The 14,154-nt window shown below is 59.1% G+C and carries 12 protein-coding genes and 2 pseudogenes; 11 read left to right on the top strand and 3 right to left on the bottom strand.

Features of this window, described 5'->3' with window-relative positions; all coding sequences use genetic code 11:
- Window positions 1-5 precede the first annotated feature (5 nt).
- The 4 genes from sucC to AB4O08_RS03740 all read left to right on the top strand — a co-directional run bounded on the left by sucC (window position 6) and on the right by AB4O08_RS03740 (window position 4,688).
- Window positions 6-1,172, top strand: a complete 1,167-nt coding sequence (sucC, locus tag AB4O08_RS03755; RefSeq protein ID WP_003233235.1) for an ADP-forming succinate--CoA ligase subunit beta — start codon at window positions 6-8, stop codon at window positions 1,170-1,172.
- Window positions 1,172-2,053: a succinate--CoA ligase subunit alpha gene (sucD, locus tag AB4O08_RS03750; RefSeq protein ID WP_003172813.1), complete on the top strand. Its 882-nt coding sequence runs from the start codon at window positions 1,172-1,174 to the stop codon at window positions 2,051-2,053. Before sucC ends, sucD begins: the two co-directional genes overlap by 1 nt.
- Before the next feature lie 416 nt (window positions 2,054-2,469).
- Window positions 2,470-3,783 carry a branched-chain amino acid transport system II carrier protein gene (gene brnQ / locus AB4O08_RS03745; protein WP_010211728.1) on the top strand — a complete coding sequence of 438 codons (1,314 nt, stop codon included), beginning with the start codon at window positions 2,470-2,472 and terminating at the stop codon, window positions 3,781-3,783.
- A 167-nt stretch (window positions 3,784-3,950) separates the two neighbouring features.
- Window positions 3,951-4,688 carry a DUF599 domain-containing protein gene (locus AB4O08_RS03740; protein ID WP_010211727.1) on the top strand — a complete coding sequence of 246 codons (738 nt, stop codon included), beginning with the start codon at window positions 3,951-3,953 and terminating at the stop codon, window positions 4,686-4,688.
- 90 nt (window positions 4,689-4,778) lie between these two features.
- On the opposite strand, the gene AB4O08_RS03735 is transcribed toward AB4O08_RS03740, so the two are convergent.
- Window positions 4,779-5,030: a hypothetical protein gene (locus AB4O08_RS03735; RefSeq protein ID WP_010211724.1), complete on the bottom strand. Its 252-nt coding sequence runs from the start codon at window positions 5,028-5,030 to the stop codon at window positions 4,779-4,781.
- Window positions 5,031-5,187: 157 nt separating this feature from the next.
- On the opposite strand from AB4O08_RS03735, the gene AB4O08_RS03730 reads away from it, so the two are divergent.
- The 4 genes from AB4O08_RS03730 (at window position 5,188) to AB4O08_RS03715 (ending at window position 8,938) form a co-directional block, all read left to right on the top strand.
- Window positions 5,188-5,664, top strand: a complete 477-nt coding sequence (locus AB4O08_RS03730; RefSeq protein ID WP_047543517.1) for a PaaI family thioesterase — start codon at window positions 5,188-5,190, stop codon at window positions 5,662-5,664.
- Window positions 5,661-6,113, top strand: coding sequence for a PaaI family thioesterase (locus AB4O08_RS03725; protein ID WP_010211720.1), 453 nt, complete (start codon window positions 5,661-5,663; stop codon window positions 6,111-6,113). Before AB4O08_RS03730 ends, AB4O08_RS03725 begins: the two co-directional genes overlap by 4 nt.
- A gap of 89 nt (window positions 6,114-6,202) precedes the next feature.
- Window positions 6,203-8,107 carry a molecular chaperone HtpG gene (htpG, locus tag AB4O08_RS03720; RefSeq protein WP_010211718.1) on the top strand — a complete coding sequence of 635 codons (1,905 nt, stop codon included), beginning with the start codon at window positions 6,203-6,205 and terminating at the stop codon, window positions 8,105-8,107.
- A 102-nt stretch (window positions 8,108-8,209) separates the two neighbouring features.
- Window positions 8,210-8,938 carry a dienelactone hydrolase family protein gene (locus AB4O08_RS03715; protein WP_021492553.1) on the top strand — a complete coding sequence of 243 codons (729 nt, stop codon included), beginning with the start codon at window positions 8,210-8,212 and terminating at the stop codon, window positions 8,936-8,938.
- A 109-nt stretch (window positions 8,939-9,047) separates the two neighbouring features.
- Here AB4O08_RS03715 and AB4O08_RS03710 read toward each other — a convergent pair whose 3' ends face one another.
- Entirely contained in the window at window positions 9,048-9,914 is an 867-nt protein-coding gene (locus AB4O08_RS03710) for a pirin family protein (protein ID WP_010211714.1), read from the bottom strand.
- Between the two features lie 64 nt (window positions 9,915-9,978).
- Window positions 9,979-10,395, bottom strand: coding sequence for an OsmC family protein (locus AB4O08_RS03705; protein WP_021492563.1), 417 nt, complete (start codon window positions 10,393-10,395; stop codon window positions 9,979-9,981).
- Window positions 10,396-10,536: 141 nt separating this feature from the next.
- On the opposite strand from AB4O08_RS03705, the gene AB4O08_RS03700 reads away from it, so the two are divergent.
- From AB4O08_RS03700 to AB4O08_RS03690, 3 genes and pseudogenes are all read left to right on the top strand, one after another.
- Window positions 10,537-11,559, top strand: a complete 1,023-nt coding sequence (locus AB4O08_RS03700; RefSeq protein ID WP_137206496.1) for an amidohydrolase family protein — start codon at window positions 10,537-10,539, stop codon at window positions 11,557-11,559.
- A gap of 95 nt (window positions 11,560-11,654) precedes the next feature.
- Window positions 11,655-12,377: pseudogene (locus AB4O08_RS03695) on the top strand (MCP four helix bundle domain-containing protein); the annotation flags it as partial.
- 291 nt (window positions 12,378-12,668) lie between these two features.
- A pseudogene (locus AB4O08_RS03690) lies at window positions 12,669-13,280 on the top strand (methyl-accepting chemotaxis protein); the annotation flags it as partial.
- Between the last annotated feature and the right edge of the window lie 874 nt (window positions 13,281-14,154).

The raw sequence follows: 14,154 nt of genomic DNA, 5'->3' as shown, positions 1-14,154 counted from the left end.
AAAGCATGAATCTTCACGAGTATCAGGGTAAGCAGCTGTTCGCTGAATACGGCCTGCCAGTTTCCAAGGGCTACGCAGTAGACACCCCGGAAGCAGCAGCAGAAGCTTGCGACAAAATCGGCGGCACCGAGTGGGTTGTCAAAGCCCAGGTCCACGCTGGTGGTCGCGGTAAAGCGGGCGGCGTTAAGCTGGTTCGCAGCAAAGAAGACGCCAAAGCCTTCGCACAGCAGTGGCTGGGCAAGCGTCTGGTGACTTACCAGACTGATGCCAATGGCCAGCCAGTCACCAAGATCCTGGTTGAATCGTGCACTGATATCGCTAAAGAGCTGTACCTGGGCGCTGTCGTTGACCGTTCGAGCCGTCGCATCGTGTTCATGGCTTCCACCGAAGGTGGCGTGGACATCGAGAAAATCGCTCACGAAACCCCAGAAAAAATTCTGAAAGCCACTATCGATCCACTGGTGGGCGCTCAGCCATTCCAGGGTCGCGAGCTGGCTTTCCAGTTGGGTCTGGAAGGCAAGCAAGTTGCCCAGTTCGCCAAGATCTTCGTAGGTCTGGCCAAACTGTTCCAGGATCACGATCTGGCCCTGCTGGAAGTGAACCCGCTGGTGATCAAGGCTGACGGCGATCTGCACTGCCTCGACGCCAAGATCAACATCGACGCCAACGCCATGTACCGTCAGCCTAAGCTGAAGACTTTCCACGATCCGTCGCAAGACGATCCGCGCGAAGCGCACGCCGCCAAGTTCGAACTGAACTACGTAGCACTGGAAGGCAACATCGGTTGCATGGTCAACGGTGCTGGCCTGGCCATGGGTACCATGGACATCGTCAACCTGCATGGCGGCAAACCAGCCAACTTCCTCGACGTGGGCGGTGGTGCTACCAAGGAACGCGTAACCGAAGCCTTCAAGATCATCCTGTCCGACTCCAACGTCGCCGCAGTACTGGTCAACATCTTCGGCGGCATCGTTCGTTGCGACATGATTGCCGAAGGCATCATCGGTGCAGTGAAAGAAGTCGGCGTTAAAATCCCGGTTGTTGTTCGCCTTGAAGGCAACAACGCTGAACTGGGCGCTAAAGTACTGGCAGAAAGCGGTTTGAACATCATCGCGGCTACCAGCCTGACCGACGCTGCTCAACAAGTTGTCAAAGCTGCGGAGGGCAAATAATGAGCGTCCTGATCAATAAAGACACCAAAGTTATCTGCCAGGGTATTACCGGTTCGCAAGGTAGTTTCCACACCCAGCAAGCCATCGAATACGGCACTAAGATGGTCGGTGGTGTAACGCCTGGTAAAGGCGGCACCGAGCACCTGGGCCTGCCAGTGTTCAACACTGTGAAAGACGCTGTAGCTGCCACTGGCGCCACCGCCAGCGTGATCTACGTTCCAGCTCCTTTCTGCAAGGACTCGATCCTGGAAGCAGCATTCGGCGGCATCAAGCTGATCGTTTGCATCACCGAAGGCATTCCTACCCTGGACATGCTGGACGCTAAAGTTAAGTGCGACGAGCTGGGCGTAGTCCTGATCGGCCCTAACTGCCCAGGCGTGATCACTCCAGGCGAATGCAAGATCGGCATCATGCCAGGTCACATTCACTTGCCAGGTAAAGTCGGTATCGTTTCCCGTTCCGGCACCCTGACCTACGAAGCTGTCAAGCAAACGACTGACGCCGGTTTCGGCCAGTCGACTTGCGTCGGCATCGGTGGTGACCCGATCCCAGGCTCGAACTTCATCGACATCCTGAAGCTGTTCCAGGAAGACCCGAAGACCGAAGCGATCGTGATGATCGGTGAGATCGGCGGTTCGGCTGAAGAAGAAGCGGCTGCCTACATCAAGGCACACGTGACCAAGCCGGTTGTTTCCTACATCGCTGGTGTGACTGCCCCTGCGGGCAAGCGCATGGGCCATGCTGGCGCAATCATCTCTGGCGGCAAAGGCACTGCAGACGAGAAATTCGCTGCGCTGCAAGACGCAGGCGTTAAAACCGTGCGTTCGCTGGCAGACATCGGCAAGGCCCTGGCCGAGCTGACCGGTTGGGCTGTCAAGTAAGCCTCGCGCTTAACTGACGCTTCACCACACAAAGGCCACCTTCGGGTGGCCTTTGTGCATTCTGAAGTTGGTGAAGATCTAGGTGGGGGAGCGGGCTTGCTCACGAAAGTGGCGTGTCAGTCAGCTTGCGAGTGGCTGATACACCGCTTTCGCGAGCAAGCCCGCTCCCACATCCGGTCGCATTTCAAAATTTAGATATGAAAACGCGACATAAAAATGTCGCTTATCGGACAGTTCGCCCCCCAACAGTGCGTTTGACCCGCAAATTCGTTAGGCTAGCCGCCTCTTTATGCGTGCGCATCCCAAAAGGAAGCCCCGCGCTAGACCGGTCGGCTCCCATAAGGGCCGACAGTATTTCCCTCATCCATAGGGAATCCCTCTCTAAATTCCGATTCAGTAGTGTGGTATTTCCTCAAATGAAAGTGTTGAAAAGCCAGGATGTCCTGGCGTTGGGCTTTATGACTTTTGCCCTGTTCGTGGGCGCCGGCAACATCATCTTCCCGCCTATCGTTGGTTTGCAGTCCGGGCCTCATGTCTGGATGGCAGCGCTGGGCTTTTTGGTCACCGCAGTGGGTTTGCCGGTGGTCACCGTGATCGCCCTGGCCAAGGTGGGTGGCGGTATGGACGCGCTGAGCAGCCCGATCGGCAAGATCGCCGGCGGCCTGCTGGCGGCGGCGGCGTATCTGGCGGTAGGGCCGCTGTTCGCCACCCCGCGTACTGCGACCGTATCCTTCGAGGTGGGCCTGGCGCCGCTGACCGGCGAAAGCCCGCTGGCACTGTTCCTCTACAGCTCGGTGTATTTCCTGGTGGTGTTTTTTGTCTCCCTCTACCCAGGTCGACTGCTGGACACCGTAGGTCGCTTCCTGGCGCCGCTGAAGATCATCGCGCTGGCCATCCTCGGTATCGCCGCATTCGCCTTGCCGGCCGGCGATGTAGGCGTCGCTACCCAGGAATATGTGGCTGCACCGTTCTCCCAAGGTTTCATCAATGGTTACCTGACCATGGATACCCTGGGCGCCCTGGTATTCGGCATCGTGATCGTCAATGCCATTCGCTCCCGTGGCGTCGAGTCGCCGAAGCTGATCACCCGCTACGCCATCATTGCCGGCCTGATCGCCGGTGTGGGCCTGGCACTGGTGTATATCAGCCTGTTCCGCCTTGGCTCGGGCAGCCATGAAGTCGCCGCCGGTGCTGCCAATGGCGCCGCGGTATTGCACGCCTATGTGCAACACACGTTTGGCTCGCTGGGCAGCGGCTTCCTGGCTGTGCTGATTTCCCTGGCGTGCCTGGTCACGGCGGTCGGCCTGACCTGTGCCTGCGCCGAGTACTTCAGCCGGATCCTGCCGTTGTCCTACAAGACCCTGGTGGTGATCCTGGCGCTGTTCTCGCTGTTCGTGTCCAACCTGGGTCTGACCAAGCTGATTGCCTTCTCGATCCCGGTACTGACCGCGATCTACCCGCCGTGCATCGTGCTGGTGGCGTTGAGCTTCTGCAAAGACTTCTGGCTAGAGCAGGGTCGTATTGTCGGCCCGGTGATGCTGGTGTCGTTCATCTTTGGCTGCATCGATGCGCTCAAGGGCGCTGGCCTGGCGGATTGGATGCCTGCACAGTTGGCCAACCTGCCGCTGAGCGAGCAGGGCCTGGCGTGGTTGGTGCCGTCGGTGATGACGCTGGCTGTGGCGTTTGCGGTTGATCGTATGCTGGGCAAGCGCAGCGAAGCGATCGCTTAAGTCACGTTTTCCGCTGTACTGAAATGCCTCGTATCAATCGATACGGGGCATTTTTTATGCTTATGAGACAACAACCTTCTAAAGTTGGAGCTCGGTAAATGGGGAGCGGGCTTGCTCCCACATTTGGACCGCGCCCGCCACTCCATTTTATGTGTAACAGGACCCACATGTCGTTCGTCGAAGCCAATCAGATCCACCTGCTCGCCGCCCTCTGGTTCGTCCTGTGCTGGGGCGGCTATACCCGTTACGCCGCCTGGAAAGCCCGCGACACAGCCTGCCTGGCCAGTGTGTTGCATCTGTATCGCGAAGACTGGATGCGCCGCATGCTGCTGCGCGACAACCGCATCGCCGACGCCAGCGTGATCGGTAACCTGGAGCGCAACGCCTCGTTCTTCGCCTCCAGCACCTTGATTATCCTCGCCGGCATTCTCACCGTGCTCGGCGCTTCCGAGCGCGCGGTGTCGTTGCTGGCGGATATTCCCATGGTGCAGCAGGCTTCCCAGGGCATGTCGGAGATCAAGCTGCTGTGCCTGGCGCTGGTGTTCGTCTATGCGTTTTTCACATTCAGCTGGTGCATGCGGCAGTACAATTTCGCGGCGGTGCTGGTGGGGTCGGCGCCGATGATCGGTGAGCGGCATGTGTCGGAGCAGGAGCGCAATGCGTTTGCCCTGCGCGCGGCGCGGGTGATCTCCATGGCTGCCAACCAGTTCAACTTCGGCCTGCGCTCTTACTACTTCGGCATGACCATGCTGGCGTGGTTTGTCAGCCCCTGGTTGTTCATGTTGATGAGCAGTGGGGTGGTGTTGGTGCTGTACCGTCGGGAGTTTCATTCCGACGTGCTGCAAGTGATGGTGTATACGCAGACGGACACACCGCCGCCGGAAGCGGTTAAAGAAGCTGCTTAACTAAACCTTCAGATAAAAACCCCAGACAAAGTAAAGCCCGCTATCTAAGCGGGCTTTCTTTTTGCAGCCAAGCTATTTCAAGCCGCGGTCTCAAGAACCGGTGGCAGGGGTAGCAGGTGCTGCTTCTTTTGCGGCGGCTTCGTTCGATTCAGCCTGAGCTTTGGCAGCATCGGCGTTTTCTTTCGCAGCGTCGTTCACTTTATCCTGAGCCTTCGCCATGTCTTTCTGAGCTTGCTCAGAGTGCGCGGCGGCGTCTTGGGCTTTGTCTTCGGATTTCTTGTCGCAGGCAGCGAGACCGAGGGCAGCGGCGAGCATCATGGAAATAGCTAAAGTCTTGCGCATGGGTGTTTCTCCTTATTGAAGATATCTACTGGCCTTTCGAGCATGGCGGTTCGGCATTAGTTCCTTTTATTCCATAGATATATAAATCGCTGCCTAACCGGAACTTTTGTCCGGACCCTCGATTTCGTGGATCAACATTAATAAGAGTCTTTAACGAATGACCGAAAATCCCCTGTTGGCGCGCGCGGCGCGCTTTGTTTCGGCCTTGCGCCATTGCCAGGTGCTGGGCATTACCGCTCATCAGGCCAGCGAGGAGGGCATTACCTTGGTCATGCCCTACGCCCCGCATTTGGTGGGCGATCCCCGGTCGGGCGTGATCCACGGCGGCGCGCTGACCTCCCTGATGGACACCGCCTGTGGCATGGCCACCCTTTGTGTATTGCCGGAATTCGAGGTGTGCCCGACCCTCGACTTGCGTGTTGACTACATGCATCCCGCTGCGCCGCACCAGCCGGTGTACGGCTTCGCCCAATGCTACCGGGTGACCACCGACGTGATCTTCACCCGTGGCTTTGCCTATCAGGATGATCCGCAACAACCCATCGCCCATGTGGTGGGCACGTTTATGCGCATGGGCAAGCGCCTCAAGGGTGCGCAAGGGTTGGGCAACACGATCAAGGGAGCGCAGGCATGACGCACCGATTCAAGACCCGCCTGGAACAGGCCCATGAGCGCGGCGATTATGAGGCGTTGCTCAACCTGATCCCCTACGCCAAGCTCATCGGTATCGAATGCACTCGGCTGGGGGATGAGCTGCTGTTCCGGCTGCCCGCCAACAAGGACAATATTGGTAACCCCATATTGCCGGCACTGCACGGCGGCGTGATCGCCGGCTTCATGGAGCTGTCCGCCGCGCTGCACCTGCTGGTCTTCACCGGTGCGCCGGGCATTCCGAAAATCATCGACTTTTCCCTGGATTACCTGCGCGCCGGGCAGTTTCGCGACACCTACGCCAAATGCCAGGTCTGGCGTCAAGGCCGACGGGTGGCAAACGTCGCGATCACTGCCTGGCAAAGCACTGCCGCAGAACCCATCGCCACCGCCCGCGCGCATTTCAAGATCGAGGAATCGAGCCGCCCTTGAAATCCTGGTCTTAGCCCCCAACTTTGATGACAACCCGCCGCCAACCCTCAAGGGCGCGGCCACTGCCATCCAATTGGAGTTTGATGACCATGAGTGTGGAAACTCAAAAGGAAACCCTGGGCTTCCAGACCGAGGTGAAGCAACTGCTGCACCTCATGATCCATTCGCTGTATTCCAACAAGGAAATCTTCCTTCGCGAATTGATCTCGAACGCCTCTGACGCTGTCGACAAATTACGTTTCGAAGCCCTGTCCAAGCCTGAGTTGCTGGAAGGTGGCGCCGAACTGAAAATCCGTGTGAGCTTCGACAAGGACGCCAAGACCGTCACCCTCGAAGACAACGGCATCGGCATGAGCCGCGAAGACGCGATTACCCACTTGGGCACCATCGCCAAATCCGGTACTGCCGACTTCATGAAAAACCTGTCGGGCGACCAGAAGAAAGATTCGCACCTGATCGGCCAGTTCGGCGTGGGCTTCTACTCGGCCTTCATCGTGGCCGACAAAGTAGAAGTGTTCAGCCGCCGTGCCGGCCTCGACGCCAGCGAAGGCGTGCACTGGTCGTCCAAAGGTGAGGGCGAATTCGAAATCGCCACTATCGACAAGGCCGACCGTGGCACCCGTATCGTCCTGCACCTTAAATCGGGTGAAGACGAATTCGCCGATGGCTGGCGCCTGCGTAACATCGTCAAGAAGTATTCCGATCACATCGCCCTGCCGATCGAACTGCCGAAAGAACAGGCTGCCGCTGAAGGCGAAGAGGCTCCAGCCCAGGAATGGGAAGTGGTCAACCGCGCCAGCGCGCTGTGGACCCGTCCGCGTACCGAGATCAAGGACGAGGAATACCAGGAGTTCTACAAGCACATCGGTCACGATTACGAAAACCCGCTGAGCTGGAGCCACAACAAGGTCGAAGGCAAGCTGGAATACAGCTCGCTGCTCTACGTACCGGCGCGTGCTCCGTTCGACCTGTACCAGCGTGAAGCGCCGAAAGGCCTGAAGCTCTACGTGCAGCGTGTGTTCGTGATGGACCAGGCGGAATCCTTCCTGCCGTTGTACCTGCGCTTCATCAAGGGCGTGGTCGACTCCAACGATTTGTCGCTGAACGTTTCGCGGGAAATCCTGCAGAAAGATCCGATCATCGACTCTATGAAGTCGGCGCTGACCAAGCGCGTACTCGACATGCTGGAAAAACTGGCGAAGAACGAGCCTGAGCAATACAAAGGCTTCTGGAAAAACTTCGGCCAGGTCATGAAAGAAGGCCCGGCGGAAGATTTCGCCAACAAGGAAAAAATCGCCGGCCTGCTGCGCTTTGCCTCGACGCATGAAGAGGGCGGCGAGCAGGTTGTGTCCCTGGCCGAGTACCTGGCACGCGCCAAGGAAGGTCAGGACAAGATCTACTACCTGACTGGCGAAACCTACGCCCAGGTCAAGAACAGCCCGCACCTGGAAGTCTTCCGCAAGAAAGGCATCGAAGTGTTGCTGCTGACCGACCGTATCGATGAGTGGCTGATGAGCTACCTCAACGAATTCGATGGCAAATCCTTTGTCGACGTGGCCCGTGGTGACCTGGACCTGGGTAACCTGGACTCCGAAGAAGAGAAGAAAGAAGCCGAAGAAGTCGCCAAGTCCAAAGAAGGCCTGGTTGAGCGGATCAAGGCGTCCCTGGGCGATGCCGTCAGCGAAGTGCGCGTGTCGCACCGTCTGACCGATTCCCCGGCGATCCTGGCGATCGGCGAGCAGGACCTGGGCATGCAGATGCGCCAGATCCTCGAAGCCAGTGGCCAGAAGGTTCCGGATTCCAAGCCGATCTTCGAGTTCAACCCGGCACACCCGCTGATCGAGAAACTCGACGGCGAGCAAAGCGAAGAGCGGTTTGGCGACCTGTCGCACATCCTCTTCGACCAGGCGGCCCTGGCCGCTGGCGACAGCTTGAAAGACCCGGCCGCCTATGTGCGCCGCCTGAACAAGCTGTTGGTTGAACTGTCGGTTTGACCCTGAAGTAAAAAAACCCGCTTCGGCGGGTTTTTTCGTTCTGGCGCTCCAACAGGGAGCACGTTGCGCCGAATGGTTAATTCACCTCAACTGGAGTAAACGATGAGCCAAGTCACTGTACGTTCCGTGGTCTATCAGATTGATGGCCAGTCCTATGAAAGCCGCCTGGCGTTTGATGCCAGCCACAAGGGCCCGCTGCCGGGCCTGCTGATGGCGCCGAACTGGATGGGCGTGAGTGCGGGGGCTGAGGAGATCGCCAAAAGCGTGGCCGGCAAGGGCTACGTAGTACTGATCGCCGACCTCTACGGCCAGACTGTGCGCCCTTCGAATGGTGATGAGGCCGGCGCTGCGATGATGCCGCTGAAGAACGACCGTGCGTTGTTGAACAAGCGCATGCAGGCGGCATTCGAGCAACTGCAGGGCCAGACCGAGGCCGCCGTTGATACGTCGAAACTGGCGACCTTTGGTTTCTGTTTCGGCGGTTGCTGCTCCCTGGAACTGGCGCGTACCGGTGTGCCGGTCAAGGCTGCCATCTCGTTCCACGGCACCCTCGACACGCCGAACCCGGCGGACGCGAAGAACATCAAAGGCTCTGTGCTGGTCCTGCATGGCGCTTGCGACCCGTTGGTGCCCAAAGAGCAACTGCCGGCGTTCGAAGATGAAATGAACGCGGCGGGCGTGGATTGGCAATTGCTGAGCTACGGCGGCGCGGTGCATTCCTTCACCGACCCGCATGCAAACGTGCCGGGCAAAATGATGTACGACGCGAAGACTGCCAAGCGGGCGTTCCAGTCGATGCATAACCTGTTGGATGAAGTGTTCAAGGGCTAAATCTCTAGCGCTTGTTCGGACCTCTTCGCGAGCAAGCCCGCTCCCACATTCGACCGCACTCCGACAGGGTAAACGCGGTCGAGTGTGGGAGCGGGCTTGCTCGCGAATGCTATCTCACAGGCAATTCAATTCTTTCGGACTCACCCGGCACCGTCGGCCAATCCCCAGCCGCCCAGCGCTGCCTGGCCTGTTCGATCACCGCCGGATCACTCGCGACAAAATTCCAATTTATCCGCCGTGGCCCATCCAGTGGCGCGCCGCCAAACACCATCAGGTGGCAATCGCTCTCGGCGAACAGTGTCATTTCCTGCCCGGCCGGCAGTACCACCAAGCTGTGCACCTCCAATGCTTCCCCCTCCAACTGCGCCTCGCCCTCCAGCACATACACCGCCCGTTCCTCATGCTCATCAGGAATCAGCAGGGTCGTGGCCGTTTGCATGCGTACCTCGGCATACAACGTAGGCGATAGCACCGGCACCGGCGATTTGAGGCAGAACCCATCACCCGCGATCAGGCGGATCTGCACGCCGAGGTTGTCACTCACCGGCAGGCTCGCGGCCGGGTGATGGCTGTAATGCCCCGGCCCCGTTTCGTGGTCCTTTGGTGATGCCAGCCAGACTTGCAGCCCATGCAGGCTGAAACCTCTGGCCTTGAGCGCCTCGGGTGTACGCTCGACGTGGGCAATCGCGCTGCCGGCGGTCATCCAGCTGACATCGCCGGCGTGCACCACCTGGTCCGAACCCAGGCTGTCTTTGTGCTGCAAAGCGCCTTCGAACAGATAAGTGAGCGTGGACAGACCAATATGCGGGTGTTGGCGGATATTCATGCCGTCGCCCGGTGCATAACGGGTGAGCAGCATATGGTCGAAAAACACGAAAGGCCCGACGCTGCGGCATTCTCGCGACGGCAGCGGGCGCAGGATCGGTTGGCCCTCGACATCTTCGGGGCGAGGGCGGATCACGGTGAGGGTGGTCATGGTGCGTCCCAATCTGAGCGGGTTGGATGCTGCTGAGCATAACCCGCTCGGTAGGATGTTGCCGCTATTGGCTGAAGGCACCTTCCGACAGCTTCGTCTCAATGCTGACGTCGGCGGTGGTCATCAGCTTGTGCACCGGGCAGCGATCCGCCACACGGTGCAGCTCGTCGCGTTGTTCGTCGGTGAGGACGCCCTTGAGCGTCAGCGTGACGTTGAGTTTGTATTTACCCTTTTGTTCTTCGGCGGCGTCATGGGTGACTTCTACGGTTACGCCGGAAAGCGGGATGTCTTTCTTCTGTGCGTAGAGCTTGACGGTCAATGCTTTGCACGACGCCAGCGCGGCGTCGAAGTAGTCGTGGGGGGAGGGCGCCGAATCATCGCCGCCCAGGCTTTTGGGCAGGTCGGTAAACAACTCATGGTTGTTGATATTGACGCTATGGCGGAAATTGTCCTGGTTCAGGGTATTTACGGTAACAGGCATGGTAAACCTCACAGGGTGACAGGATGAAGGTCATGCAGTTATAGAGCATGCTGGCACTTCGGTGTTCCGCGTTTTTTTGCCGGATGAACCCCGGTGGGGCGCGCAAGGTCTACCCGTATCAGCCCTTATCGAGGTGTTACCGTGCCCTGGACCCGTCTGACGCTTGCCCTGTTGCTCACCGCCGGCAGCCTTGTTGCGCAGGCCCGCGACTATGCCTACAGCGATGCGCACCTGCATTACGTCGATTTCTTTCAGGAAACCGCGGGCATGGACAAGCTGCTCAAGGCGATGGCCGACAACCGCATTGAGCATGTGATGATTTCCGGCATTCCGGTCGCGAAGAAGTGGCACGAAGACGAACCCAAGCGCCCACGCTATTACGCCGGTGATGACGCCGATGCTTATTGGTACAGCGCCACCGACGTGATCGTTGCGGCAGCGGTCAACAAGCTGACCCCTGAACAGCGCCAGCACTTTCATCCGTTCCTGTCGGGCTTCAATCCTAACGACAAGAACTCGGATGCCCATATCCAGCGCATGCTCGACCTCAACCCAGGGCTGTGGCAGGGCATCGGCGAAGTCTTCACGCGCCATGACGACCTCACGGCCATCACGGCGGGCGACACGCCGCGCGCGAACAACGAAGCCATGACCCGCATCTATCACCTCGCAGCGGAAAACGACCTGCCGGTGATGCTGCACTCCAACATCACCTCCAAACGCGAGCGTAACCCGCTGTACCTCGCCGAAGTGGAGGAGCCGCTGCGCAACCATCCCCACACGCGCTTTATCTGGGCCCATGCCGGCACCAGCAAGGAAATCCACCGCCACCAGGTGCAGATGGACTTTTTGCTGCCCACCTTGAGCCGCCTGCTGGAGGCTTATCCCAACCTGTATGTTGACCTGTCCTGGAGCATGCTCACGCCGTATCTGCTCGATGACGCAGGCCAGCCTCGCCCGGAGTGGGTAAAGCTGGTGGAACGCTTCCCGGAGCGCTTTATGCTGGGCTCGGATGTCGTAGGGCGGTTCAACAAGCTGGGTAAGGAGATGCGCCGCTTTGACCCTTTTCTCGATGCCTTGCCTGAGGATGTGGCGCAAAAAGTTGCGCGGGATAACTTTCTTTCCGTCCTGCCTAAAGCGAACCAAGAGGGTGCAGCCCGTTGATATCGCGTTTTGGTCTTACGCAACGGCCGTAACGGGCCGATAACGTTCAAGAGCCAGCTGCAAATGGATGCAGCGCGTTTGGAAGGAGCCAAGGCATGAGTATCAGAAGTCTGAATATCGCCCCGCGCGCGGGATTGGGGTTTGGCGTGTTGGCGTTGATGGTGTTTGCCCTGGGCGGCTTTGCCCTGTTGCAGATGGCCAATATGCGCCAGCAGTCGGATCAGGTGGAAAACAACTGGCTGCCCAGCGTGATGGCGGTGGGGGATATGAGTCAGGACCTGCTTCGCATCCGTGCGCTGACGTTGCGCCTGCTGGTCAACCGCGACCCCCAGGCGCTGGCGCAGAATGAACAGAAACTCACTGAAATCAAAGCCAACCTGCATCGCGCTCGAACGTTGTATCAGGGCTTGATCGTATTGCCCGCCGAACAAGTGTTATTTGATCGCTTCAAGGCCGAAGAAGCGCGCTACCTCGAACGTCAGGAGCAGGTGGTGACCTTGTCCAAGGCCAATCAACTGGAGGATGCGATCCGGGTGGTCAACGGCGAAATGAACCAACTGGCTGACGAAATGGCGGCGACGCTGCGCGAACTGGTGACCTTGAACAAGACCAGTGCCAACCAGGCCGCAAGCCTGGCACAAAGCGTATTCAGCCAGTCGCGCATTTGGGTGATCGGCATGATTGTGCTCACGGCGCTGGTCACCATTGGCCTGGCGGTATTGCTGACGCGCAGTATCGTGCTGCCGCTGGCACAGTCGTTGAAAGTGGCCCAGGGCGTCGCGAGCGGCGATTTAACCGGTGAGATCAGTGTCCGTGGCCGCGACGAACCGGCGCGCTTGCAGCAGGCGCTCAAGAGCATGCAGGAAAATCTGCGTGACACCATCCGGCGCATATCCGAATCGTCGAACCAACTGGCGTCGGCTTCCGAAGAGCTGAGTTGCGTCACGGAGGACGCGACGCGTGGCTTGCATCAACAGAGCCAGGAAATCGAGCAGGCCGCCACGGCCGTCAACCAGATGACCGCCGCGGTCGAAGAGGTGGCAAGCAATGCAGTGGCCACGTCGCAGGCGTCGTGCGAATCCGACCGCATCGCCCAGCGTGGGCGTGAGCAGGTGCAGCAGACGGTGGTGTCGATTGAAGCGCTGGCCACCGATGTGACCGACAATGTGACGCAGGTCGAGGACTTGGCGCAGAAGGTCTATGGCATCAGCAAGGTGCTGGACGTCATCCGCTCGATTGCCGAACAGACCAACCTGCTGGCGCTGAATGCGGCGATCGAAGCGGCACGTGCCGGGGATGCCGGACGTGGTTTTGCGGTAGTTGCGGACGAGGTGCGCGCCTTGGCCCACCGCACCCAGCAGTCGACCCAGGAAATCGAACAGATGATCAGCGGGATCCAGCAGGGTACCGATCAGGCGGTCAGCTCGATGCAGCAGAGCAATACACGGGCGCGCTCCACGCTGGATATCGCCAAGTCGGCAGGCACGGCGTTGGAGGAAATTGCCTCGGCATTTACCCTGATCAACGAGCGTAACCTGGTGATTGCCAGCGCGTCTGAGCAACAGGCGGCAGTGGCGCGTGAGGTGGATCGCAATCTGATGAACATTCGCGATTTGGCGCACCAGACGTCAACGGGGGCGAATCAGACCAGTGCCGCGAGTCACGATTTGTCGCGGCTGGCGGTGGACCTGAACACGCTGGTGGCGCGGTTTTCGGTGTAGGGCGGGAAGCCGAGGGGGCCCCTTCGCGAGCAAGCCCGCTCCCACACTTGACCGAGTACCTTCTAAAGAAATGCGGTCAGTGTGGGAGCGGGCTTGCTCGCGAAGCAGGCGACTCGGTCCTGAGTTGATTGCCCACAAAAAAGCCCCGAACCAGTCGGGACTTTTTCATGCGATCAAGCGACAGGCCTTACTTACCCTGCCAGCGTTTCAGCACCAGGGTGGCGTTAGTGCCTTGGCGCACCAGACGTCAACGGGGGCGAGTCAGACCAGTGCCGCGAGTCACGATTTGTCGCGGCTGGCGGTGGACCTGAACACTCTGGAGGCGCGGTTTTCGGTGTAGGGCGGGAAGCCGAGGGGGCCCCTTCGCGAGCAAGCCCGCTCCCACACTTGACCGAGTACCTTCTAAAGAAATGCGGTCAGTGTGGGAGCGGGCTTGCTCGCGAAGCAGGCGACTCGGTCCTGAGTTGATTGCCCACAAAAAAGCCCCGAACCAGTCGGGGCTTTTTCATGCGATCAAGCGACAGGCCTTAATTACCCTACCAGCGTTTCAGCACCAGGGTGGCGTTAGTGCCTTGGCGCACCAGACGTCAACGGGGGCGAATCAGACCAGTGCCGCGAGTCACGATTTGTCGCGGCTGGCGGTGGACCTGAACACTCTGGTGGCGCGGTTTTCGGTGTAGGGCGGGAGACCGAGATGGCGCCATCGCAGGCAAGCCAGCTCCCACATTTGACTGTGTTTACAATTCAAACTGTGGGAGCTGGCTTGCCTGCGATAGAGGCGGCGCGGTCTCACCTGTAATCACCCACAAAAAAGCCCCGAACCAGTCGGGGCTTTTTCATGCGATCAAGCGACAGGCCTTACTTACCCTGCCAG

The organism is Pseudomonas sp. H3_E07, assembly GCF_054668895.1.
This window is presented reverse-complemented; position numbering and strand designations above follow the sequence as displayed.